22 protein-coding genes and 1 pseudogene are annotated in these 22067 nt (G+C 70.3%); 12 read left to right on the forward strand and 11 right to left on the reverse strand.

The genetic code is table 11. The annotated features are described in order from the left end of the window. The first annotated feature begins 58 nt into the window (after positions 1–58). Positions 59–766 carry a hypothetical protein gene (locus tag KUM40_RS19250; RefSeq protein WP_254395325.1) on the forward strand — a complete coding sequence of 236 codons (708 nt, stop codon included), beginning with the start codon at positions 59–61 and terminating at the stop codon, positions 764–766. A gap of 34 nt (positions 767–800) precedes the next feature. On the opposite strand, the gene KUM40_RS19255 is transcribed toward KUM40_RS19250, so the two are convergent. Then, on the reverse strand, positions 801–1559 hold the full coding sequence (locus KUM40_RS19255) for a GntR family transcriptional regulator (protein ID WP_217167232.1): 759 nt from the start codon (positions 1557–1559) through the stop codon (positions 801–803). 324 nt (positions 1560–1883) lie between these two features. Between KUM40_RS19255 and KUM40_RS19260 the strand changes: the two are divergent. Continuing rightward, positions 1884–2323, forward strand: a pseudogene (locus tag KUM40_RS19260) (ATP-binding protein). 305 nt (positions 2324–2628) lie between these two features. Here KUM40_RS19260 and KUM40_RS19265 read toward each other — a convergent pair. The 3 genes from KUM40_RS19265 to KUM40_RS19275 all read right to left on the reverse strand — a co-directional run bounded on the left by KUM40_RS19265 (position 2629) and on the right by KUM40_RS19275 (position 4990). Next, complete coding sequence (locus KUM40_RS19265; protein WP_217167234.1) at positions 2629–2862, reverse strand: YozE family protein; 234 nt, start codon at positions 2860–2862, stop codon at positions 2629–2631. A gap of 809 nt (positions 2863–3671) precedes the next feature. After that, positions 3672–4235, reverse strand: coding sequence for an ATP-binding protein (locus tag KUM40_RS19270; protein WP_217167235.1), 564 nt, complete (start codon positions 4233–4235; stop codon positions 3672–3674). Beyond that, positions 4235–4990: a GntR family transcriptional regulator gene (locus tag KUM40_RS19275; RefSeq protein ID WP_217167236.1), complete on the reverse strand. Its 756-nt coding sequence runs from the start codon at positions 4988–4990 to the stop codon at positions 4235–4237. Before KUM40_RS19275 ends, KUM40_RS19270 begins: the two co-directional genes overlap by 1 nt. 235 nt (positions 4991–5225) lie before the next feature. Here KUM40_RS19275 and KUM40_RS19280 point away from each other — a divergent pair, with 235 nt between their 5' ends. From KUM40_RS19280 to KUM40_RS19300, 5 genes are all read left to right on the forward strand, one after another. Next, entirely contained in the window at positions 5226–6134 is a 909-nt protein-coding gene (locus tag KUM40_RS19280; RefSeq protein WP_217167237.1) for a sigma factor-like helix-turn-helix DNA-binding protein, read from the forward strand. Then, a complete protein-coding gene (locus KUM40_RS19285) occupies positions 6131–6664 on the forward strand; it encodes an HNH endonuclease (protein ID WP_217167238.1) in 534 nt (177 codons plus the stop codon). The genes KUM40_RS19280 and KUM40_RS19285 overlap by 4 nt, the downstream gene beginning before the upstream one ends. Before the next feature lie 17 nt (positions 6665–6681). Further along, complete coding sequence (locus KUM40_RS19290; RefSeq protein ID WP_217167239.1) at positions 6682–8298, forward strand: ATP-binding protein; 1617 nt, start codon at positions 6682–6684, stop codon at positions 8296–8298. Between the two features lie 250 nt (positions 8299–8548). Further along, entirely contained in the window at positions 8549–8788 is a 240-nt protein-coding gene (locus KUM40_RS19295; RefSeq protein ID WP_217167240.1) for a helix-turn-helix domain-containing protein, read from the forward strand. Positions 8789–9170: 382 nt separating this feature from the next. Continuing rightward, positions 9171–10406, forward strand: a complete 1236-nt coding sequence (locus KUM40_RS19300; protein ID WP_217167241.1) for a tyrosine-type recombinase/integrase — start codon at positions 9171–9173, stop codon at positions 10404–10406. Between the two features lie 78 nt (positions 10407–10484). Here the strand turns inward: KUM40_RS19300 and KUM40_RS19305 are convergent, their stop codons facing one another. Beyond that, on the reverse strand, positions 10485–11246 hold the full coding sequence (locus tag KUM40_RS19305) for a phosphoglyceromutase (protein ID WP_217167242.1): 762 nt from the start codon (positions 11244–11246) through the stop codon (positions 10485–10487). A 173-nt stretch (positions 11247–11419) separates the two neighbouring features. Between KUM40_RS19305 and KUM40_RS19310 the strand changes: the two genes are divergently transcribed. Continuing rightward, positions 11420–12712 (forward strand): MFS transporter, encoded by a 1293-nt coding sequence (locus tag KUM40_RS19310; protein ID WP_217167243.1) that lies wholly within the window; start codon positions 11420–11422, stop codon positions 12710–12712. Between the two features lie 21 nt (positions 12713–12733). Here the strand turns inward: KUM40_RS19310 and KUM40_RS19315 are convergent, their stop codons facing one another. Further along, on the reverse strand, positions 12734–13192 hold the full coding sequence (locus KUM40_RS19315) for a DUF2000 domain-containing protein (protein WP_217167244.1): 459 nt from the start codon (positions 13190–13192) through the stop codon (positions 12734–12736). Between the two features lie 49 nt (positions 13193–13241). Here KUM40_RS19315 and KUM40_RS19320 point away from each other — a divergent pair, with 49 nt between their 5' ends. Next, complete coding sequence (locus KUM40_RS19320; protein WP_217167245.1) at positions 13242–14063, forward strand: AraC family transcriptional regulator; 822 nt, start codon at positions 13242–13244, stop codon at positions 14061–14063. A gap of 6 nt (positions 14064–14069) precedes the next feature. On the opposite strand, the gene KUM40_RS19325 is transcribed toward KUM40_RS19320, so the two are convergent. Beyond that, entirely contained in the window at positions 14070–14582 is a 513-nt protein-coding gene (locus tag KUM40_RS19325) for a YbjN domain-containing protein (protein WP_217167246.1), read from the reverse strand. Then, entirely contained in the window at positions 14575–15948 is a 1374-nt protein-coding gene (gene mshA, locus KUM40_RS19330) for a D-inositol-3-phosphate glycosyltransferase (protein WP_217167247.1), read from the reverse strand. Before mshA ends, KUM40_RS19325 begins: the two co-directional genes overlap by 8 nt. Positions 15949–16367: 419 nt before the next feature. Between mshA and KUM40_RS19335 the strand changes: the two genes are divergently transcribed. The 3 genes from KUM40_RS19335 to KUM40_RS19345 all read left to right on the forward strand — a co-directional run bounded on the left by KUM40_RS19335 (position 16368) and on the right by KUM40_RS19345 (position 20333). Further along, positions 16368–17258: a class I SAM-dependent methyltransferase gene (locus KUM40_RS19335; RefSeq protein WP_217167248.1), complete on the forward strand. Its 891-nt coding sequence runs from the start codon at positions 16368–16370 to the stop codon at positions 17256–17258. Positions 17259–17432: 174 nt separating this feature from the next. Further along, positions 17433–18611, forward strand: coding sequence for a C40 family peptidase (locus KUM40_RS19340; protein WP_217167249.1), 1179 nt, complete (start codon positions 17433–17435; stop codon positions 18609–18611). Between the two features lie 270 nt (positions 18612–18881). Further along, positions 18882–20333 (forward strand): PP2C family protein-serine/threonine phosphatase, encoded by a 1452-nt coding sequence (locus KUM40_RS19345; RefSeq protein WP_217167250.1) that lies wholly within the window; start codon positions 18882–18884, stop codon positions 20331–20333. Positions 20334–20357: 24 nt separating this feature from the next. On the opposite strand, the gene KUM40_RS19350 is transcribed toward KUM40_RS19345, so the two are convergent. The 3 genes from KUM40_RS19350 to KUM40_RS19360 all read right to left on the reverse strand — a co-directional run bounded on the left by KUM40_RS19350 (position 20358) and on the right by KUM40_RS19360 (position 22053). Further along, complete coding sequence (locus KUM40_RS19350; protein ID WP_217167251.1) at positions 20358–20693, reverse strand: DUF2516 family protein; 336 nt, start codon at positions 20691–20693, stop codon at positions 20358–20360. Positions 20694–20817: 124 nt separating this feature from the next. Beyond that, entirely contained in the window at positions 20818–21474 is a 657-nt protein-coding gene (locus KUM40_RS19355; protein WP_217167252.1) for a hypothetical protein, read from the reverse strand. A 96-nt stretch (positions 21475–21570) separates the two neighbouring features. Continuing rightward, positions 21571–22053, reverse strand: coding sequence for a helix-turn-helix domain-containing protein (locus KUM40_RS19360; RefSeq protein WP_217167253.1), 483 nt, complete (start codon positions 22051–22053; stop codon positions 21571–21573). Positions 22054–22067 lie beyond the last annotated feature (14 nt).

The raw sequence follows: 22067 nt of genomic DNA on the forward strand, positions 1-22067 counted from the left end.
GTCAGTGGGGACGGCTACGGTGCACCCGTCAACGAAGGGCACACCCTGGGGAGGGGCTTTGGGAGCCAAGACGGGCTTTCTGGTGTACGCCGACGGCGACGTACCGAGGCTGCTGCGAGAAGTGGGCCCGGCGGACCTCGTACGCACGGCCGGCATGATGCGGCTGCTCTACCCGGGCTGGGAGACAGAGGAGAGCGAGGGCTCGACGCTCTGGGACGGCGTATACCCCCCGGAGGGGACGGCGTACGCGGCGAGCTGGCCCGGCCTCGATGTCATCGGCGACCAGAGAGTGATGATCGACTTTCCTTCCCAGCTCCCGGAACACCTCGTGGCGGCGAGCATCGGGCGGCGGCTCGTGCTGCACGCCATGCACAGCGTCGTGGACTGGCTCGCGTTCGCAGTGTGGGAGGACGGCCGACTCGTCCGCTCTCTGAGCCTGTCCCCGGACAGCGGCATCATCGAGAACATCGGCGAACCAATGACCTTCGAGCTGCCCTACTGGGCCGGAGACCGTCCGGCCGACGTCATTCCTTGGCCGGACGACGACGAAGAGCCGTACCCACTGCCGTTCCACCCCTTGGAACTGGGCGAAGACGCACTGCGCGCGCTCTGCGGCTTCGTACTGGAGGGCCGCCCCGAGCCGGACGACGTCGACACGGACAACATCCGCCTGCACGGCTTCCGGGTCCGGGACCCGCACGGCGGCCGGAGGCGTCTTTCGACATGTGGATCTCCTAGTGACCAGAGACCCAGGTGCCAACGATGACCGTCAGTTTTGGAGCCGGTCACGACCGCCGGGTTCAAGCGCCGAATTCGTACTCCAGGATGTACGAAGCGGCGTCCAGCGTCATTTCGTTGATCTCGACGGGGCGGCCTTCGTCCGTGTATGCGGTGCGGCAGACGAGGATGGCCGGGGTGCCCGCGGACATGCTCAACTGGGCCACCTCGTCCTTCGACGGCATGCGCGAGCGGATCTCTTCGCGGAAGTGCACCGGCTTGTAGCCGAGTTCGGCCAGCCTGGCGTACGTCCCGCCCTGTCCGGTGTCCTCCTGGGTGATCGCGGACCCGGCGACCAGGGACGTGGACAGGTAGCTCGTCGAGAGCAAGACGGGCTTGCCGTCCAGGACGAAGCGCCGACGCCGCACGCACACCGTCTCCTCGTCGGCCAGGTCCAGGACCGCGCCGATGCCGTCGGGCGCTGGTTCCTCGGACACGGTGACCCGGTCCACCTCGAGTGAGCGGTTCTCGATGTCGGCCGACCAGATGGAACGGCCGTTGCCCCATTGCCGTTGGGACAGACGCTGGATGCCCCGGCGCCGAAGCGGACGGAACTCCCGGACGAACACGCCGGCTCCCTTGCGAGCTTCGGCAACGCCTTCGTCCCGCAGGACGCTCAGAGCCTGGCGGACCGTCATGCGGGCCACGCCGTGCGTGGCCATGAGGTCGTTTTCTCCCGGGAGTCGATCACCGGGACCGTACTCGCCCGACTGGATCGCCTCGCGCAGCGTGTCCGCGATCCGCTGGTACTTGGGGCGCCGGTCGTCTCCGGTGTTGGCCATCCCGTCAGCCTCCTCTTCTTCTCTAGACACCTTAGGCCACAGGTCGGGGGTTCGCTCGCTGCGAGTAGCCGCCCCGCTCTGCCAAGAGGCGCTTTTCTCAAACGACTTGACGTCTCTAGAGACGTTGGCCACAGTTCATGTCTAGAGATGTTGCGGGAACGGTCTTCAAGATGAGGGGTGCTGTATGGCGTCGTACGGGATCGACCATTCCGCTGCTGTGGTGTCAGCGGCGAGAACGACGACTTCAAAGCTCGTCAGCGCGGACAGACGGGAGCTCCGCAGTCGGAAGCGGCGTCGCCTCCACTGCGGCGGGAGTAGGTACTGATGGCCTACACGATCGACCGCTTTCCGTGTGAGGGTCACCACGTCTCGGCGCGATGACCCTGCACCCCGTCACCGAGTCCGTGCCCCGGGCTCGGCGCTGGTTCCGGAAGTTCCTCTCTCCCTACCAGCCGACCTGTTCGGTCGACGACTGTGCCTTGTTGCTCTCGGAACTGGTGACCAACGCCGTCGTCCACGGCAAGTCGGATACGCCCTGGCTCGTCCGGGTGGAGTGGTTCCGTGTGACGACCTCGCTCCGGGTCGAAGTACACAATCCGGGACTCCCGGAGAGCGTGCGACTGAGGTGCCCCGACGCCGACGACGCGCACGGACGCGGATTACTGCTGGTCGACTCCATCGCCGACTCATGGCACTCCGGTCCCAGCCGCTTCGGCGGAACGGTGGTCTCCTTCGAGATGGCCGACGCCTGGCCGCCCTCCTGATACGACCAAGCGTCCACGTGCCGGTCCGCGGACGACCCCTGAGCACCAGTAAGCCCCCGCCCCGCGAAGCAACCGCAGGACAGGGGCTTACTGGGCGTACGTCTACTTCTTCTTGCCCTGGGTTTCGACCGCCCGTGATTCGGCCCTGGTCAGTGAGACGTGCACCTCAACTGACCTGGGGTTGGTCGGTCGTTGGTGGTCGTTGCCTGTCGTTGCTTGTTGACCTCGGAGGTTCCAGACAGGTTCCGGGCCCTGGCTCGCTCATGGCCTACGGCGAACGAGGCGCCATCCGCCTTCCCGACCACTCAGGTATCTGTCTGAACGGCCCGGTATGCCTCGTACTGAGCCCAGGCACGTTCGAGCGTCTCGATAGCCGCGTCGATGGCGCCGCACTCTTCGAGGTAGTCAAGCTGGCCCTGCCTTCCCTTACGTGAGGGCCAGTCAGGGTCAGCGGAGACGTCCCGCGCGAGATCCCCAATGGCATTGCGCTGATCGGCGTGGGTCTTCAACCATGTGGTGAAGCTCTTCGGCTTGGGCATGCCAGCATCCTTCCGTCGTCGTGTCCGGGCTAACCCATGGGCTCGACCCAGCTCGGAAACCAGGAGACCCCTACTCAACGTGGCCTGCGGGCCTCCCCTTCGAGAAGGAAGGGCAAGGAGGAGCGGCCTACGGCCGCGAGTCTCTCGGCTCGCTCCGCTCGCGCGCCGGCCGCTACTCGAAGCAGGCCCGGTGCGCGGCTACACCGGTTGTGTGCACGCGAGGATGGCAATCCAGGCGCCCCGCCCCCCTGGATTGCCATCCTGGGGTCTTCCAAGGGGTCAGACGGCCTCCCTGCGCAGCCATCACGGGCCCCTGCCGCTCCCGGCGTGGTTACGACGGCTCTTCAGGTGGGGAGGCGGCCGTACAGACCACGCGACTCTCCCTTGAAGAGCTCCCCATCCTCTTCTCCTAGAGAGTTGAGGGAAAACAGCGTCCGCAGCGTCCGCCGGACCTTTCGGACCCTCTCTGACCTGCACCGTTCCTGTGGACGCTAAACAAACTGTTTAGCGTCCGCCAGCGTCCGCAGCGTCCGGTCACCACGCGTTACTAAGAGCCTCTTTGGGCAGGTCAGGGAGGCTCTTAGTGGGCGAGGGGTTGCGGACGCTGCGGACGCTAACCTCTCCAGAAGACGAAGAGACCACCCCGCGCGGGGTGGTCTCTTCAGTGGGTGACGAGGGGCGCGGAAGCAAGAGGAGCAGCGGCGGCGGGGGTGCTCCTCTTGCCTGTTCGCGAGCGGCGAGCGGTCCGGCCGGTTGACGCGCGCGAGCGAAGCGAGCTGCCAGTGGGAGGCGCGGCGTGGCCGCTCCTTCTATCCCCTGCTCTGCTGAGCCTCCTCGTTCAACGCTTTCAGCACCGACTCGGGGTCGCCGTTGTACACAAGGTGCGGTTCGCCCTGCTCCGGGGGTATAAAACGGGATCGGTAGCGAATCAGGTCGCTTTCGGTGAAGTAGATCGAGTTCGGATCGGCCGCATGCCGAGCATTGCGCTTGCTCACGCGGGCCCAGAGTTCTTCGTGGCTTGCTTCCAGGTAGACGAGCGCCGTGCTCGCGTCGGCACCGGTCGCGACTGACCGCCAACGAGCGCGGTCGTCCGGCGTCCAAAACCCGTGGTCAACCACAACGTCGTGGCCGGACCGGAGTTGCTCGCGGAGTTCTTCGGCGGTCTCTTCGAGAACAGGACGTTCGAGGGTCGGGAAGACCCCTCGAGGGAAATCGACCCCATACACGCCATGTCGGTGAAACATCTCCTCGTCTGGGCAAAGCCTCACGAAACCACGAGCCGTGAGCGCACGGGAAAGCGTCGTCTTACCTGATCCCGGAAGCCCTGCCATCAGGACACAGAGTGGCTGGGAGGCATTGTCGGCCGCTGCCATTAGGAGACTTCCGATTCGGTGCGCCATGTTCGGCCAGGCCCTCCGAGGTCAACGCCGTACTCCACAACGTTGCTTTCGCTGTCGACGAACTTGGCAGTCATCACGACCACCGGCTCTGTCGGCGGCTCTGCGGGGTTCAACTCCAAGAGTTGTGCATCCTCCGACGTCAGTCGCCGTGCGGACGCGGTATCGATCCGGTGAGTGATCGGGTGGCCGGTGGCGCGAGCGATGAGCTGCAGCGACGTCCCGCCGGTCAGGCGGTCGCTCTTCAGCAACTCCGGGATCAGTTTCCCGTACCGGGCGGGGATCCATGACGTGGAGTGCGCAACAATCCCGTGCCGGTCGCGATACACGCGACGTCGCCTGATCACATCCGAACCGGGCGACATGTCCAGGCCTCGCGCCACATCTGCGGGCGCCGGCACCACGGCGGCCTGGTGGGAGTCGGACCGTTCGCCGGATCCCCAACTCGACCCGCTTCGGCGGCCCCGGTCCTGTCGCTGGGCCCCGGAAGACATCGGGGAAGGCTGATCCAAAACCTCTGTCCCGATGCCGTGGATCCCCCGTACGAGCCCGTCAGTGCGAAGCTTTCGCAGCGCCTTTTCGGCGGTTGCGGAGCTGACCTTCCACTCCTGCGCAAGGTTCTTGATGCTCGGCAGGAGTGAGCCCGGCTGTAGCTCACCAGACGTGATCAGTTCCGCGTAGTGGGCGGCAATCTGCGCGTACGGCGCTCGATTGTCGGCCTGCTCCGACATCTCGTCAGCTCCCTTGTCTCAGTGGACGACATCCCTACTGTACCCCTTGACACCCTAGGGTGCCCTAGGGAACCTTAGGGATGTGCCCGCCGGTCGGATGGATCGAACGGAGACCGCCTGCCCGGCGTGCACTGAACCAAGAAAAGCCCTGGTCATCCGCCAGGGCAAAGCAAGGAGCGGCTCCCTACCGCCAAGCAGATAGCCGCTCCCTGACCCTCGAAGGGGCACATCCATCATGCCTGGAACCAAGACAGAAGGTCGGATCAAGGCAACCGCGTCTCGGGGCAACGGCCCCGGTGGGCGGAGGCTGGACCGGGGCGAGATCATCCCTCTCACGCCCAAGCAGACGGAGCGCCTGGCCGGCCTGTACGAGGAGTTCGGCGGGGGCCGTCTGGAGAGCTACGCGGCCCGCAAGCTGATGAACCACGGCATGGACCGTGACCGGGCCGTCGGGCTGGCCGACGACATCGCGCAGGACGTCTGGGTGGCCGTGGCCAGGGAGACCACCAAGCCGCTCATGGCGGCCGATGAGCTGAGCGCGGATGAGCGTCGGATCTTCCTGTTCGGTCGCGTCAAGACCGAGGTTCACCAGTACTTCCGCCGTGGGTCGACCTCGGAGTACCTCGTGGACTGGACGGACCCGTCGACCTGCAACACCCTGTGCCCGGTGCTGCCCGAGGGCTGTGCCCGCACGACGTTGCCCGCCTACCTCGACACGATGGTGTCCGCGCTCCCGGAGCGTGAGCGGGCGGCCCTGCTGCTGCGCCTGGAGGGCCTGCCCATGCGGCGGCTGGCCGAACGTCTCGGGGCCAGCTACCCGACCGCCAACCGGCTCGTGGAAACGGCGCTGCTGCTGATCCAGATCGACAACCCGGGACTGTCGGCGGACCCGGTGCCGGTGGAGTCGCTGCACGCGTGGGAGCGCACGGAGCTGGCCCGTATGAGCGCGGCGCAGCGTGCGGCCCTGCTGCGCATGGATGAGACCTCCCGCCGGGCCCTGCTGATGCACGTGGGGCAGGGGCTGAGCATCACGGAGGTGGCCCGGCGGCTGGACGTTCCGCGCTACCAGGTGCTTCCGGTGCTGGGTGCCTGCGCCACGGCGCTGCGCTCGCTCACGGCCGACGACATGGAGCAGGCGGCATGAGTCGCCTCCGCCCGGTCAACTCCGCGACGCGGCGCGTGCGCAAGGAGCAGCTCGCGCGCCGTCACGGGCAGCGCTGTGCCTACTGCCGCTGCCCGTTCGCCGACCTGCGTCAGGCCACCCTCGATCACATCGCGCCTCAGTCGCTGTGGCGGACGTGGTCGGTCACCTCGCTGGTGCTGGCGTGCGTCGACTGCAACCGCCGCAAGGCCGACCGGCTGCCGCTGTCGCTCGCCCTGGTTCTGCTGGCGTGGGTCGACCCGACCCGGCCGGTCGTCCGTCCGGTCGACTGGCCGCTGTTGGCCCGACTCGCGCACGTTCACGAGACGGCGTTGGCCAGCGTGACGGCCCGCGTCACACCCGGCGTCACGCCCCGACTGACGGCCGATGCGACCGGCGCACGGTCGACCCCCCACCTGCACGAATCGACCCCGCACCACCCCGTCCAGCGGGCCGGACGGCCCGACTGCCTGCGCGCACCCCGACCGGTGCGGGCGTGCGCAGGCCCGACCGGAGAGGCAGTGTCCGCGTGAACGAGGTGAACACTCAGATGAACGAATCGACCCGCCCCGTGAACACGACCCCCGACCGCGTGAACACCGGCGGCGGGACCGTGAACACCCGTCGGCCGGTCCCGCCCGGCGGCGGCGGTGAGGGCGGCAAGCAGCCGCCGGCCGCCGCGCGGATCGTGGCCATGGCGCGCGAGGCGTACCGGTTCGTGATGTCCACCGACGGCCGCCCCTACGCGGTAGCCCTGGACGGGGCGAACCTCGCCGTGCCGCTGCGGGGCAAGGCGGGCCTGCGTCAGCGTCTGGCCCGACGGTTCGCGGACGCCTACCCCGGGGAGGTGGCCTCACAGTCCGCGCTCGCGGACGCCATGACCGTGCTGGAAGGCATCGCGGAAGACCACGACCCCGTACCGGTGAACCTGCGCGTAGGGCAGGCACCGGACGGCGCGAGCGTGGTCGACCTCGGCAGCGCCGACGGCCGCGCGGTCGTGGTCTCCGGTCTCGGCTGGCAGGTCGTTGACCGCTCGCCGGTGCTCTTCCGCCGCTCCGGTGCCATGGCCCCCATGCCCCCGCCGGTGCTGGACGGTGACGGCCTGGCCAAGCTGCACGCACTGCTGAACATGGACGAATCCGCGTTCCACCAGCTCGTTGCGTGGCTCGTGGCGGCCTGGATTCCCGACATCCCGCACCCGGCCCTCGTGTGCAAGGGCGAGCAGGGCACGGGCAAGTCCAAGGCCGCACAGATGTTCATCAACCTCATCGATCCGTCCCCGGCCTCCAAGCGGAGCAAGCCGCGGGACGAGAAGGCGTGGTCCCGGCAGGCGTTCAGCTCGTGGGCCCTGTGCCTGGACAACGTGAGCGCGATCGCCCCGTGGCTGTCGGACACCCTGTGCAAGGCGGTGACCGGTGACGGCGTGGTCGACCGTGCCCTGTACACCGACGACGACGTGGTGGTCCTCACCTTCAAGCGGGTGCTCGCCATGACCACGATCGACGCGGGAGCTCTCGCGGGGGACCTGGCCGAACGCGTGCTGCTGCTGGACTTGCAGCTCATCGACTCCCACCGGCGCCGCTCCGAGGAAGAGCTGGACGCCACCTTCGCGGTGGACCGTCCGGCCGTGCTCGCCGCCCTGTTCGACGTGCTGGCGTGCGCGCTCGCCGTGCTCCCGTCGGTGCGGCTTCAGTCCATGCCGCGCATGGCCGACTTCGCCCGCGTCCTCGCGGCCGTCGACCAGACGCAGGGCTGGCGCACACTGGACGACTACCTCGCCACGTCGGCGAACGTCGCCACGGACGCGATGGAAGGCGACCCGTTCGCCATGGCCATCGCCGCCCTGGTCGACCAGGCGGGCACCTGGCAGGGCACCGCCGCGCAGTTGCTCGAAGCGCTGCCCGTGCCGGGCCCGGTCCGGCCGCCGACCTGGCCCAAGGACGCCACCCGTGCCGGCGGACGCGTCAAGCGGCTCGCTCCGCTGCTGCGGTCCATCGGCATCACGGTGGACGACACGCAGCGTAGCCGCGACCGGCACCGGCACAAGCTGCTGATCCTCTCCCGCGCACCCGACGACGACCCGTCAGCGTCCGCACCCGACCAAGGCTCTCTGTGGCCGGAGGTGGCCCCCACGGGGCAGGGCAGAACCCTGCCTGACCAGTCCTGACGTAGCCGGAACACCGCCGGGCCGGGCCGCACACCAGCGGCCCGGACACGTCCAGCACTGCGGACGCTACAGCCGTCCAGCGTCCACAGCGTCCGCACCAGCGTCCACACCCCGCACCCCCGCTGGCCTGCCCCAATGCGGCCGTGCGGACGCTGGGACGCTGCGGACGCTGAAATACAGCAACTCTCCAGGACGGCGACCGGCACCACTCCCACGCACCGCCCGACGGACACGAGGAGTCACCACCGCCATGCCACCCAATGAGCCGACCGACGCCCGCGCCACCCTGCGCGGCGGCCTCCCGGACCGCTACCTCACCCCCGAAGACCTCGTCACCATGTTCAGCCTCCCGAGCGTCGAAACCGTCTACCAGTGGCGCCGCAAGCGCATCGGACCGCCCGGCTTCCGCGTCGGCAAGCACGTCCGCTACGACCCGACCGCCGTCCGCGCCTGGGTGACCGAGCAGACCGCCCTCGACGACGCCGCCTGACCCGCTCAACCGGCAGGGAGCGCACCACCGACGGGCCAGGGAGGCAGGGAGGACTCCCTGACCGCCTCCCTGCCTCGGCTCCCTCCACCTGACCAGCACAGACACCCCCTCAGGGAGGCAGGGAGGCACACCCCCGGCACCCCCGAAACCCCCCTCAGGAAGCCACCCGACACCCCCTGTCCCCGCCTCCCTGAGACCCGCCGGAGGGCTGCTACCGGTAGCACCCGCACCCGCTACCGGTAGCAACCCCGCTAGCAACCCACACCCCCAGTGAACAGGCCCGTAGCAAGTAGCGGGCCAGGCCCAACACGCGCCAAATCCGGCCGGAGCGCCGCGCCTTGGCCCTCCCGCTCCCTGCTACCAACCGAAGGAGACAGCCCTCATGGCTGGCCACATCTTCGACCGCTGGATCAAGACCACCACCGACGCCGACGGCAAGACCGCCCGCGTCAAGACCGACCGTTACGGCACGGGGATGCGCTACCAAGCCCGCTACCTCACGCCCGATGGCAAGCGAAGGAACAAGTCCTTCCCCGACGGACAGAAGCGCCTCGCCGAGCAGTGGCTGAGCGCCATGCAAGCGGACGTGGCCCGCGGCGACTTCATCGACCCCAACGCGTCCCGTACGACGTTCCAGGAGTTCGCGGAGAAGTGGCTCACGAGCCAGAGCGGCGATCCCAACACACGCGCGTCGATGGAGTCTCAGCTCAAGCTGCACGCCTTCCCCCGCATTGGGGCACGTCAGCTCGGATCGTTCCAGCCGAGCCACATCCGGGAGTTCGTGACGCAACTCGAAGCGTCCGGCATGTCCGGCGCGTACGCGCGCGTCATCTTCTCCAACGTCCGTGCCGTGCTGTCGGCCGCCGTAGAGGACGGATGCCTACGCCGGAACCCCTGCAACTCGCACACAGTGACCCCGCCGGCCATCGGTGCGCGACGCGTCGTCCCCTGGGAGCCTGAGCGCGTCTTCGCCATGCACGCCGCCATGGTCGACCGCTTCCGACCGATGGTCGACGTGGGCGCAGGATGCGGCCTGCGGCAAGGGGAGATCCTTGGACTCTCTGTCGACGACATCGACTTCGACAGCGGGACCCTGCACGTGGTGCAGCAACTCAAGCTGAGCCTGAGCAAGGCAGTGTTCGCGCCCCCGAAGGGCGGAAAGCTCCGTGACGTGCCGCTGCCCGACCCCGTGGCAGAGGCTCTGCAGGAGCACATCACGCGGTTCCCGCCTGTGGAGATCAAGCTCCCGTGGATGCGAGCGAACGGCCGGCCGGTGACGCGGCGGCTCATCTTCACGGGCCCCAACGGCGGGCACGTATGGCGTACGTCGCTGAACGAAGACCACTGGAAGCCCGCTCTCGCCAAGGCGGGTGTCATCCCGAAGGCCAAGAGCCGCGAGCACGCCGCCGCCCGCGAGCACGGCATGCACGCGCTACGGCACTTCTACGCGTCCGTGCTCCTGGACGCCGGAGAGAGCATCAAGGCGCTCGCTGAGTATCTCGGACACTCGGACCCGGGGCTAACGCTGAAGGTGTACGCGCACCTCATGCCGAGCAGCCGGGAGCGGGCCCGGAAGGCTCTCGGGCAGGCTCTCCGGCCTCAAGGACACAAGGGCTGAGGTTCCAGGGAGGTTCCAGACCATGAAAATGCCCCTGAGTCGCGCCGTATGCGCAGCTCAGGGGCATGATCACGTTCTCTACTTCTTCTTGCCCTGGTTCTTCACGGCCTCGATCGCAGCCGCGGCCGCGTCCGGGTCCAGGTACGTCCCGCCGGGGTTCACCGGCTTGAACTCGGCGTCGAGTTCGTAGGACAGCGGGATGCCGGTCGGGATGTTGAGGCCCGCGATGTCGGCGTCGGAGACGCCGTCGAGGTGCTTGACGAGGGCGCGCAGCGAGTTGCCGTGGGCGGCGACGAGGACCGTGCGGCCGGTGAGGAGGTCGGGGACGATGGCGTCGAACCAGTACGGGAGCATCCGGACGACGACGTCCTTGAGGCACTCCGTCTGCGGGCGCAGCTCCGGCGGGAGGGTCGCGTAACGCGGGTCGGAGAACTGCGAGTACTCGGCGTCGCGGTCCAGCGCGGGCGGCGGGGTGTCGTAGGAGCGGCGCCACAGCATGAACTGCTCCTCGCCGAACTCCGCGAGGGTCTGCGCCTTGTCCTTGCCCTGGAGGGCGCCGTAGTGGCGTTCGTTCAGGCGCCAGTGGCGGTGGACCGGGATCCAGTGGCGGTCGGCGGCCTCCAGCGCTAGCTGGGCCGTGCGGATCGCGCGCTTCTGGACGGACGTGTGGAGCACGTCGGGCAGCAGGCCGGCGTCCTTGAGCAGCTCGCCGCCGCGCGTCGCCTCCTTCTCGCCCTTCGGAGTGAGGTTGACGTCCACCCAGCCGGTGAACAGGTTCTTCTCGTTCCACTCGCTCTCGCCGTGGCGGAGGAGGATCAGCTTGTACGGTGCGTCGGCCATGGCTCCGAGCGTAATCCAAGCCCGCGATCCCCCGCGCGGGCGCCCGGTGGGCGGACGGTGGGCGGACGGTTGACGAGAAGTGTTAATCGAGTGGCCGAGACGGGGCCCGCCTTCGTAAGTTGTGTCTGCCGCATTCGCCGCTTACATATGTACGTCTGCTCAACGGGGGTCCCATGTCAGTCGCCGGTCTGAGACGTGCCGGACGGGAGACCGTCTCCGGGCTCCCCCGCGAGTTCTGGTGGCTGTGGACCAGCACCCTGGTCAACCGGCTCGGTGCCTTCGTCGCCACCTTCATGGCGCTGTACCTGACCATCGACCGCGGCTACTCCGCCTCGTACGCCGGTCTGGTCGCCGCCCTGCACGGGCTCGGCGGGGTCGTGTCCTCGCTGGGCGCCGGGGTGATGACCGACCGGCTCGGGCGGCGGCCCACGCTGCTCGTCGCGCAGACCTCCACCGCGCTGTCGGTCGCGCTGCTCGGCTTCATGCGGGACCCAGTGGCCATCGCCGCCGTCGCGTTCCTGGTCGGCATGGCGAGCAACGCCTCCCGGCCGGCGGTGCAGGCGATGATGGCGGATATCGTGCGGCCCGAGGACCGTATCCGGGCGTTCTCGCTCAACTACTGGGCGATCAACCTCGGCTTCGCGATCTCCTCCATGGGGGCCGGGTTCATCGCCGAGTTCAGTTATCTCGCCGGGTTCATGATCGAGGCCGGGATGACGCTGATCTGCGCCGTCCTCGTCTTCGTGAAGCTGCCCGAGTCCCGGCCGGACGAGGACGCCTCCGGCGGGTCCGGCGCCGGGGACGCGACGCCCGTCTCGCTCGGGACCGTGCTGCGCGACGGGCGGTACATGGGTGTCGTCGGGCTGTCCTTCCTCATCGCGCTGATCTTTCAGCAGGCCTACGTGGGGCTGCCGGTGGCCATGGGCGAGGCCGGGTTCACGCCCGCCGACTTCGGCATGGCGATCGCCGTCAACGGTGTGCTGATCGTCGTGCTCCAGATTCCCGTCACGCGGTTCATCGAGCACCGCGATCCGCGGCTGCTGCTCGTCGGCTCGGCGCTGCTGGCCGGGTACGGCTTCGGGCTCACCGCCTTCGCCGGGTCGGTCGCGGTGTTCGCGCTGACCGTGTGCGTGTGGACGCTCGCCGAGATCGTCAACGCGCCGACCCAGACCGGGATCGTCGTCCGCCTCTCCCCCGTGCGCGGGCGCGGGCGCTACCAGGGCATGTACACGATGTCCTGGGCGGTCGCCTCCCTCGTCGCCCCGCTGATGTCCGGTTTCGTCATCGACCGCTGGGGCGCCGAGTGGTTGTGGGGCATCTGCGCGGTCGTCGGCACGGTGGCGGCGGCAGGGTACTGGGGGCTCATGCGGGGGCTGCCGACGGACGAGGCGGAGGACGAGGATGAGGTGGCCTCGGGCGCCTCCGGGACGCCCGCGCCCGCGAAGTCCAAGGTCAGCGCCGCCTGACCTGCCGCCTCCGGCCTCGGCTCACGGGTGCATCCGCGCGCCCTTCAGCACCTTGTCCACCGCGTTCTTCGGGCCGTACACCGCGAGGCCCACCAGGTCCAGCTCCGCCGTGGGCACCGCCCGTACGGCCGCCCGGTTGTCGCGGTCGTTGCCCGTGGCGAAGAGGTCGGAGGTGAAGAGGGCGCGGGGCAGGGCGCGGGACAGTACGCGCGCGTGGGCGGTCGTCAGCGTCTCCTTCGTGCCCTCGAAGACCAGCACCGGCTGCCGGAACATCGGCAGGTAGCCGACGGCGTCCGCGTCCTCGTACGGCTCCCCGATCACCTCGGGGAACTCCTTGCCCAGGCCGCTGACCAGGAAGGCCGTGACGTTGAGGCGCTGCCAGGTCTCCAGGTCCTCGCGCAGCAGTACGGCGATCTTGGTGTCGAAGCGGATGGGGGCCTCGGTCTCGGGAGCCTCGGGGGCTGCTTCGTGCGTGCTCATACAGTGAGACTGCCGACCCGCACCCCGCCGCGTCTTGTACGTTTTTTGCATGGCCGGCCGGCGGAGGGACCAGCGGAGCGTGTCCGCCTGGCGACCCCGCGTCCCGGGCGTCGTCGAGGTCTTCCACGCCCACTACACGCAGTACGCCTATCCGATGCACGTCCATGACGCGTGGACGCTGCTCATCGTCGACGACGGGGCCGTGCGGTACGACCTGGACCGGCACGAGCACGGTACGCCGCACGACACGGTGTCGCTGCTGCCGCCGCACGTGCCGCACAACGGCTCGCCCGCGACCCCGGACGGCTTCCGCAAGCGCGTCCTGTACCTGGACGCCTCGCGGCTGGGCGACGAGCTGATCGGGCCGGCCGTCGACGCCCCCGACCTGCGTGATCCGGTGCTGCGGCGGCGGGTCGGGCAGCTTCACGCCGCGCTCGCGCTGCCCGGTGACGAGCTGGAGGCGGAGAGCCGGCTGACGCTGATCGGTGAGCGGCTGCACGAGCATCTGCGGCCCGGGGACGACGACCCGAACGGCGTGCGCCGGGATCCCGTGCTCGCGCGGCGGCTGCGGGAGCTGCTCGACGAGCGGGTCGTCGCCGGGATCGGACTGGAGGAGGCGGCCGCGCTCGTGCCCGCCCATCCGGCCCATCTGGTACGGGCGTTCAGCGGCGCCTACGGCATCGCACCGCACCAGTACCTGATGTCGCGGCGGGTCGACCGGGCGCGGCGGCTGCTGCTCGCCGGACACGCCCCGGCGGACGTGGCCGGCGCGACCGGTTTCTACGACCAGGCCCATCTGAACCGGCACTTCAAGCGGTTGGTGGGGGTCACGCCGGGGCGTTACCGCACCAGCGGCGGCACCGGATCCTGAGGGCTCTCAGTCCCGGGCGTTCTCCGTGCGTTCGATCAGGTGCTGGAACGCCTGAAGGTTCCGCGTCGACTCGCCGCGCGCGGTCCGCCACTCGTACTCCTTGCGGATGGCGGACGCGAAGCCCAGCTCCAGCAGGGTGTTGAAGGCGCCGTCGGCTGCCTCGAGGACCTGGCCGAGGAGGCGGTCGATCTCGTCGGGAGTGACGGTGGCCAGGGGGAGTTTCGCGGTGACGTAGATGTCGCCGAGGCGGTCGACGGCGTAACCGACGCCGTAGAGCCTGAGGTTGCGCTCCAGCAGCCAGCGGTGGACGGCCGGTTCGTTCTCGTCGGGGTGGCGGACGACGAAGGCGTTGAGGGAGAGGGAGTGCCGGCCGAGGAGGAGGGAGACCGTCGTGGACAGCTTGCGGGTGCCGGGGAGCTTGACGACGTAGTTGCCCGGCTCGGGGCTCTCCCACTCCAGTTCGGCGTCCTTGAGGGCGCTCTCGAGGACCTGTGCCGCCTTCTGTGGTGCCTCAGCCATGGTGCGAGCGTACGCGACGGCGGTGGGCCTGGATCGCGGCCGTGTAGACGTCGGCCGTGGTCGCGGCGGCGCTGTCCCAGCCGAAGGACTGGGCGTGCCGGGCGGCGGCGTCGCCCATGCGGGGCGTCAGCTCGGGGTTGTCGGCGAAATCGCGCAGCACGCGCGCGTACGCGGCGGGATCGTGGCCGTCGACGAGGCGGCCGGTGTGTCCGTCGCGCACGGCGACCGGGAGCCCGCCGACCGAGGCGGCGAGGACCGGCGTACCGGCCGCCTGGGCCTCTATGGCGACCAGGCCGAAGGACTCGCTGTAGGACGGCATGACCAGCACGGACGCGGCCCGGAACCAGTCGGCGAGCTGCTCCTGCCCGACGGGCGGGCGGAAGCGTACGACGTCGGCGATGCCGAGCCGCGCGGCGAGTTTCTGCAGGCCCTCCGGCTTGGCGAGGCCGCTGCCGCTGGGGCCGCCGACGACGGGGACGACGATGCGGGAGCGCAGCTCGGGACACTCGTCGAGGAGTACGGCGACGGCGCGCAGCAGGATGTCCGGGGCCTTGAGGGGCTGTATGCGGCCGGCGAAGAGCGGGATCAGCGCGTCCTGGGGCAGGCCGAGGCGGGCGCGGGCGGCGGCGCGGGCGTTCCCATGCTGTCCCGGTCCTGGAACGACGCCCCTGGGGAAGGGGCGGAACCGGTCGAGGTTCACGCCGGGGTGGACGACGGCGACCCTGGAGGGGTCCGCGGCGTAGTGCCGGACCAGTTCGTCGGCCTCCTCGGCGGTGTTGGCGATGAGCCGGTCGGAGGCGGCGACGATCTGGGTCTCGCCGATGACGCGGGCGGCCGGTTCGGGGGTGTCGCCGTCGGCCAGGTTGGCGTTCTTGACCTTGGCCATGGTGTGCATGGCGTGCACGAGGGGGGCGCCCCAGCGCTGGGCGGCGAGCCAGCCGACGTGGCCGGAGAGCCAGTAGTGGGAGTGCACGAGGTCGTAGTGGCCGGGGCGGTGGCCTGCCCAGGCCTGCATGACGCCGTGGGTGAAGGCGCAGAGCTGGGCGGGCAGGTCCTCCTTGGCCAGTCCCTCGTACGGGCCCGCATCGACGTGCCGGACGAGGACGCCGGGGGCCAGTTCGACGGCGGGCGGCACGACGGCGGTGGTCGCGCGCGTGAAGATCTCGACCTCGATGTTGATCTCGGCGAGGCGCTGCGCGAGTTCCACGATGTAGACGTTCATGCCGCCGGCGTCGCCGGTGCCGGGCTGATGGAGCGGCGAGGTGTGCACGGAGAGCATGGCGACACGGCGGGGCCTGCGCAGCAGCCTGAGCCGCGGCGAAGCCGCCGGTGAGCGACGCCCGAGCCTGCTGACGTACTGGCTCACGAGCCACTCCTCCTCGCTGCGGGCATGCCGGGCGGAGGACACGCGTCGCCCTCCAAGGGGTGGGAACACCGGATGGGCGGTGCTCCATTCCGATTTTCCGACCTTTGCCGAATCATTACCGCCGATCGCTCAACCGTTCGAGGCCTTGCCGCGTACGGCGCCGCCCCCGTCGCGTACAGCGCCGCCCCCGTCGGCACGGGCCCGCCCTCCCGCGTACGCGGCCGTGCCTGCCGCACACGACGCCACCCCCGTCGCGTACGGCGCCGCCCCGTCGGCACGGGCCCGCCCTCCCGCGTACGCGGCCGTGCCTGCCGCACACGACGCCACCCCCGTCGCGTACGGCGCCGCCCCGTCGGCACGGGCCCGCCCTCCCGCGTACGCGGCCACCCCCGGCTCGGCGGCCGCATACCCTCGTAGGCATGCCACCCCGCGCCACCGCCACCCGCCCCGTGGGCACGGTCACGCGCGGGACGACGAATCCGAACCGGCTGCGTCGCATGGACCGCTGGATCGCGGCCACGCACGGCGCCGAACTGCGCCGCGCCGCCCGTCCCGCCACCACCGATCTTGCCGCCACCGATTCCCTCGCCGCCGATCCCGCCGCTGCCAATCCCGCCGCCGTCAATCCCGTCGCCGTCGACCTCGGCTACGGCGCGGCCCCCTGGACGGCCGTGGAGCTGCTGCGGCGCCTGCGCACGGTCGCGCCGCACGCGCGCGTGGTGGGCGTCGAGATCGACCCGGCCCGGGTGGCGGCGGCCCAGCCGTACGCGCGCGAGGGGCTCGTCTTCCGGCACGGCGGCTTCGAGGTCCCCGTCTCCCGGCCCCCGCTGCTGATCCGCGCGGCGAACGTGCTGCGCCAGTACGACGAGGGCGAGGTCGCCGCCGTCTGGCAGCGGCTGTGCGCGCGGCTCGCGCCGGCGTCGGAGCACTCGCGGGGCGGGCTTCTCGTCGAGGGCACCTGTGACGAGATCGGGCGCCGGCACGTGTGGGTGGCGCTCGGTCCCGAGGGGGCGCGCACGGTCACCTTCGCGACCCGTCTCGGCTCCCTGGACCACCCCTCCGACCTGGCGGAGCGCCTGCCGAAGGCGCTCATCCACCGCAATGTCCCCGGCGAGCCCGTGCACGCCTTCCTGCGCGACTTCGACCGCGCGTGGGCCGCCGCCGCGCCCTACGCCTCCTACGGCGCCCGCCAGCGCTGGATGCGCGCCGTGCGGGACCTGACGGCCGACTGGCCGGTGACGGACGGGCCGGCGCGATGGCGTCAGGGCGAAGTGACGGTGCGGTGGGAGGCGTTGGCGCCCCGCGCGTGAAACGGCGGACGCACGCCCCGCCCCGTGCCCGGCGGGAACGATCTCGGTGCGGCGTTCGTCACACAGCGGGGGGAAGCAGGAGGGAAGCACGGCCTCTGTCGCTTTCCGCGCCGGCATGGCACGATCCCCCGAGCGGGCTATGTTACTGACGGTTAATCAGTTTGGGGGCGAGGTATGCGCACGGGGAAGCATGGCTTGACGACCGCTGCCGTGACCGTGGTCTGCGCGGTCACCGTGCTGGCGGCACCCGGCACGGCGTTCGCGGATCCCGGACCCACACCGTCATCGAGCGCGCCCGGCACCCCCAGCGCCTCCGCCACCCCGGCCGCCACCACACCCGGCAAGGACCTGGAAGCCGTACGCAAGAAGCTCGACAAGCTCTACCGCGCGGCGGCCTCTGCCACGGACGAGTACAACGCCGCCGAGGAGAAGGCCGAGAAGCAGAACGCCGAGATCGTCGAACTGGCCAAGAAGATCGTCAAGGGCCAAGAGAAGCTGGACGGGCTCAAGGACCGTGCCGGAGCCGCGGCCCGCGCCCAGTACCGCACCGGCGGCCTGCCCGACGGGGCCAAGCTGATCCTGAGCGACGACCCCGAGGACTTCCTCGACGGCACCGGCCGGGTGATCCAGGGGCAGCGCGCCACCAAGGGTCTGCTCGGCGAGCTGACCCGCGCCCAGGAGGACCTCAAGACCTACGCGGCGGACGCCTCCGCCCACTTCAAGGAGCTGGAGGCGAACCGCAAGGCCAAGGCCACCGCCCAGAAGAAGATCGAGAAGCAGATCGCGGCGGCCGAGAAGCTGGAGTCCGAGCTGGCCAAGGAGGAGAAGGAGCGCCTCGCCAAGCTGGAGCGGGAGGCCCAGGCCAAGGCCCAGACCGCATGGCTCGACTCCGGCATCCTCAAGGACCTCGACGCCAGGGCGACCGAGCGGGGACGCAAGGCGGTCGAGTACGCCACCGCCCAGATCGGCAAGCCGTACCAGTGGGGCGCCGAGGGCCCGAAGTCCTACGACTGCTCCGGCCTGACCTCCCAGGCATGGGTGGCGGCCGGGCAGACGATCCCGCGCACCTCGCAGGAGCAGTGGAAGCAGCTCAAGCGCGTCGACGTCGAGGACATGCGCCCCGGCGACCTGATCATCTACTTCGACGACGCCAGCCACGTCGGCATGTACGTGGGCGACGGCTCCGTCGTGCACGCCCCGCGTCCCGGGCGCTCGATCACCATCACGGGGGCGGGCACGATGCCCATCCTCGGCGTGGTCCGGCCGGACACGACGCAGGCCCCGGACGCAGACCCCGGCCAGGACCAGGACCAGGACCCGGCATCGGCATCGACATCGGCACCGGAGGAGTGACGCGGGCCACGCGCCACGCGCCACGCACGTGAAACGGGCCACGTGACCCAGTCCACGCCCGGCGCCCCGCCCCGCGTGACGTTCGTCATTCCCGGCCCCCGGCCGACGTGTCCAACTGCGGGGGATAACGCGGCATATGACAGTGGCCGTTGGCCGCCCGACGTGTTCTGGACCATTCCGCAGCGGCCGGGTCACCCGCTATGGTCCCCGTCGGTGGGTCGAGGTCCCTCGCCCCGCTATGCCCTCGGGGGGAGGGAAGGAACCAAGACAATGCCCGTACCCGTACCGCGGCAGAGGGCGATCCCGGCCGCGGAGTGTGGTCAGGCGCCCGCCGCGTCCCCGGACAGCGGCCCTTCCAAGGAACAGGCCCCGCCCGGGACGAACCCGGCCGAGAACCCCACCAGTCAGCGAGAGAACCCCACGGAGAAGCGCGAGAAGCCCACGGACACCAGCACGGACCGGACCCCGGACCGCACCCCGGACAAGAGCACGGCCCCACACACGGCCGTCCCGCGCACAGACCGCCGCGAGAGCAGCACCCCCACAAACCTGACAGTACTGCTGATCGAGGACGATCCGGCCGGCTCGCCCATCGTGCCCGACCTGATCGACCAGGCCGGCAAGCCGATCCGCGTCCGCACCGCACGCAACCTCACCGAGGCCGAGCGGCTGCTGACCGACGACGTCCACTGCATCCTGCTGGACCTCGCCCTGTCGGCCCCCGCCGGCAACAGTGACGCCGAGGGCGCGGACGAGCTGGCGGTACTCAGGGACGTACTGGAGCTGGCACCCCGGCACGCCGTGCTCGCGCTCACCTCCTCCAGCGACGCCGAGCGCGGCGCCGAGGCCGTGGCGGTCGGCGCGCAGGACTACCTGTTCCGCGACGAGCTGGACGGCCGGCTGCTGAGCCGGGCGATCCGCTACGCCGTCGAGCGCAAGCGGTCCGACTCGGCGGAGCGGCGCCTGGCCGAGGGCCGGATGCGGGCGCAGGAGAACCGCCGTCTGGAACGCGGCCTGCTGCCGACCCCGCTGCTGGCCGGCTCTCCGCTGCGCTTCGCCGCCCGCTACCGGCCGGGCCGCTCGCGTGCCCTGCTCGGCGGCGACTTCTACGACGTCGTCCGCACCCCGGACGGCACCGTGCACGCCATGATCGGCGACGTCTGCGGGCACGGTCCGGACGAGGCGGCCCTCGGTGTGGAGCTGCGGATCGCCTGGCGGGCGCTGACCCTGGCGGGGCTGTGCGGCGACGAGCTGCTCGGCACGCTCCAGCAGGTGCTGGAGCACGAGCGCTCGGACGACGAGATCTTCGCGACCCTGTGCGCCGTGGACATAGCTCCGGACGGCCGCAGCGCCGGCCTGTGCCTGGCCGGGCACCCGTCCCCGCTGATCGCCGGCCCGGGCACGCCGGCCCGCCTGCTGCCCTACGACAACAACGGCCCGGCGCTGGGGCTGCTGCCCGGCGCCCGCTGGCCGCGGATGCAGGTGGAGCTGGGCACCGAGTGGAGCCTGATGCTCTACACCGACGGCCTGATCGAGGGCCACGTCGGCGAGGGCCGCGAGCGGCTCGGCCAGGACGGCATGGTGGAGATGGTCCGCCGCCAGCTCGCCGGGGGCCTCCAGGGCGAGGAGCTGCTGCGGGCGACGGTCAACGAGGTCCGCGAGCTCAACGGCGGCGAACTGGCGGACGACCTGGCGGTGGTCCTGCTGGACCGGACGGCCTGAGCCGCCCGGGTCCGTCTCACATCCTCAGCGTCCGCCGTTGTACGGGCCGTACGGGCCGTCGCTGCTGGAGCCGCGGCGGCTGCTGCGGCCGCCGCCCGGCAGGCCGCGCAGTGCGGGCCGTACGTCGACCATGTACACGATCGTCGCGATGAGACCGATGATCGGCAGGAACGACAGGATGTTGAAGATCAGGTTCACCACGAAGGCGATCCCGAGGATGATCAGCCAGAACGGCTTGGTCTTCTTGTCGGCCGCGCGGTAGGCGTCCTCGCGGCGCGTGGCGGCGTCGATCAAAGCGAAGCCGCTGAAAAGGATCAGGGCGATGCTCAGCAGCCACATGAAGCCTGCGAACCCCTGCATCAGCACAACGTCCACCACCAGAATCGGCTCGTCATCATTACGCGGTCACCGTACCCGTACAACGGGCCGGACACCCCAAGGGTGCCCGGCCCGTTCCGTTCCCTCACTCGTCGTGCCCCGGCCCCTACTTGGCGGGCGGCGTCGTCTTCTTGGCGGTGGTGCTCTTCTTGGCCGGGGCCTTGCGCGGGGCGGGGGTCTTCTTCGCCGCGGCGGGCTTGCCCTCCGTGACCTCGACCGGCCCGGGCTTGGCAGGCGCGGGCCTGACCGGCGCGGGCTTGGCGGCCTCGGACTTGGCCTGCGCGGGCTTCGCCGGCTCGACGGCCACGGCGAAGTCCTCCACGTCCTCGGCGAGATCCTCGATGCCGTCGGCGGCCTGGCCGCGCCAGGTGCGCACCGCGTGCTCGCCGCGCTCGGCGACCTTCTCGTAGGTCTCCCGGGCCTTGACGGCGTACTCGGCGGCGACGCCGACCGAGCGCAGCGCGAGGTCCTGGGCACTCTCGCCGAGCTTCTTGAAGTCGGCGTCGAGGGAGCCGAAGAGCTCGTTGGCCTTGGTCTGGAGGCTCCCCTGGGTCTCCTTGACGCGGGCCGTCGCCTTCTCCTGGACGGCCTTCGGGTCGGTGTTGCGCACGGCGTCGATACGCGCCGGGGCCTCGGCCCGCAACTGCTCCACCAGCACCGGCACCTTCTTGGCCTGCTGGAAGGCAAGGTCGGCGGTGCCGGCGGCGAAGTAGAGCGGGGTGGGGTCGCTGAAGGTCTTGCGCAGGTCGTCGGTGATGGCCATGGTGATGGTCCTCCGGAATTACGTTCGTTCGTCTGAGGGTTTTATAGTGGTCTCGCGTCCGCCCGGCCGACTGCCGTCTGCCGCCCGCCGCTCAGGTCATCCGGCCGTCTGTCGCGGGCCGGCGTCACTGCCGCCGGTCGTACGGGGGCCGGTGCCCGGTATGGAGGCCCCGCCGTCCGCAGCCGCGCGGCTGTCCGCGCCCGTGTCCGCTCCCGCCTCCCCGTCGGCCCCGAACCCGTTCTCCTTGCGGAAGGATTCGTAGACCTGGAGCAGCACCTGCTTCTGCCCCTCGTTCAGCGAGGGGTCGGCGAGGATGACCGCACGCGTCTCCACGTCGTCCCGGTCCCGCTCGGCGTCGAGAATCCCGGCGCGGACATACAGCGTCTCGGCGGAGATGCGCAGCGCCTTGGCGACCTGCTGGAGCACCTCCGCGCTCGGCTTGCGCAGCCCGCGCTCGATCTGGCTCAGGTACGGGTTGGACACGCCCGCGGCATCGGCGAGCTGGCGCAGCGAAAGCTGCGCGTTGCGCCGCTGCTCGCGCAGGTACTCACCCAGATTGCCGACGTTGAGCGTTGCCATGCCTCCACCATGCA

The sequence above is a fragment of the Streptomyces sp. AC512_CC834 genome, assembly GCF_019049325.1.
Lineage (GTDB): Bacteria > Actinomycetota > Actinomycetes > Streptomycetales > Streptomycetaceae > Streptomyces.

What these genes read in the sequence shown, in the direction of transcription:
- KUM40_RS19255 (WP_217167232.1), bottom strand. Translation starts at nt 1,559, where the DNA reads ATGGCCAACACCGGAGACGACCGGCGCCCCAAGTACCAGCGGATCGCG.
- KUM40_RS19265 (WP_217167234.1), bottom strand. Translation starts at nt 2,862, where the DNA reads ATGCCCAAGCCGAAGAGCTTCACCACATGGTTGAAGACCCACGCCGAT.
- KUM40_RS19270 (WP_217167235.1), bottom strand. Translation starts at nt 4,235, where the DNA reads ATGGCAGCGGCCGACAATGCCTCCCAGCCACTCTGTGTCCTGATGGCA.
- KUM40_RS19275 (WP_217167236.1), bottom strand. Translation starts at nt 4,990, where the DNA reads ATGTCGGAGCAGGCCGACAATCGAGCGCCGTACGCGCAGATTGCCGCC.
- KUM40_RS19280 (WP_217167237.1), top strand. Translation starts at nt 5,226, where the DNA reads ATGCCTGGAACCAAGACAGAAGGTCGGATCAAGGCAACCGCGTCTCGG.
- KUM40_RS19285 (WP_217167238.1), top strand. Translation starts at nt 6,131, where the DNA reads ATGAGTCGCCTCCGCCCGGTCAACTCCGCGACGCGGCGCGTGCGCAAG.
- KUM40_RS19290 (WP_217167239.1), top strand. Translation starts at nt 6,682, where the DNA reads ATGAACGAATCGACCCGCCCCGTGAACACGACCCCCGACCGCGTGAAC.
- KUM40_RS19295 (WP_217167240.1), top strand. Translation starts at nt 8,549, where the DNA reads ATGCCACCCAATGAGCCGACCGACGCCCGCGCCACCCTGCGCGGCGGC.
- KUM40_RS19300 (WP_217167241.1), top strand. Translation starts at nt 9,171, where the DNA reads ATGGCTGGCCACATCTTCGACCGCTGGATCAAGACCACCACCGACGCC.
- KUM40_RS19305 (WP_217167242.1), bottom strand. Translation starts at nt 11,246, where the DNA reads ATGGCCGACGCACCGTACAAGCTGATCCTCCTCCGCCACGGCGAGAGC.
- KUM40_RS19310 (WP_217167243.1), top strand. Translation starts at nt 11,420, where the DNA reads ATGTCAGTCGCCGGTCTGAGACGTGCCGGACGGGAGACCGTCTCCGGG.
- KUM40_RS19315 (WP_217167244.1), bottom strand. Translation starts at nt 13,192, where the DNA reads ATGAGCACGCACGAAGCAGCCCCCGAGGCTCCCGAGACCGAGGCCCCC.
- KUM40_RS19320 (WP_217167245.1), top strand. Translation starts at nt 13,242, where the DNA reads ATGGCCGGCCGGCGGAGGGACCAGCGGAGCGTGTCCGCCTGGCGACCC.
- KUM40_RS19325 (WP_217167246.1), bottom strand. Translation starts at nt 14,582, where the DNA reads ATGGCTGAGGCACCACAGAAGGCGGCACAGGTCCTCGAGAGCGCCCTC.
- KUM40_RS19335 (WP_217167248.1), top strand. Translation starts at nt 16,368, where the DNA reads ATGCCACCCCGCGCCACCGCCACCCGCCCCGTGGGCACGGTCACGCGC.
- KUM40_RS19340 (WP_217167249.1), top strand. Translation starts at nt 17,433, where the DNA reads ATGCGCACGGGGAAGCATGGCTTGACGACCGCTGCCGTGACCGTGGTC.
- KUM40_RS19345 (WP_217167250.1), top strand. Translation starts at nt 18,882, where the DNA reads ATGCCCGTACCCGTACCGCGGCAGAGGGCGATCCCGGCCGCGGAGTGT.
- KUM40_RS19350 (WP_217167251.1), bottom strand. Translation starts at nt 20,693, where the DNA reads ATGCAGGGGTTCGCAGGCTTCATGTGGCTGCTGAGCATCGCCCTGATC.
- KUM40_RS19355 (WP_217167252.1), bottom strand. Translation starts at nt 21,474, where the DNA reads ATGGCCATCACCGACGACCTGCGCAAGACCTTCAGCGACCCCACCCCG.
- KUM40_RS19360 (WP_217167253.1), bottom strand. Translation starts at nt 22,053, where the DNA reads ATGGCAACGCTCAACGTCGGCAATCTGGGTGAGTACCTGCGCGAGCAG.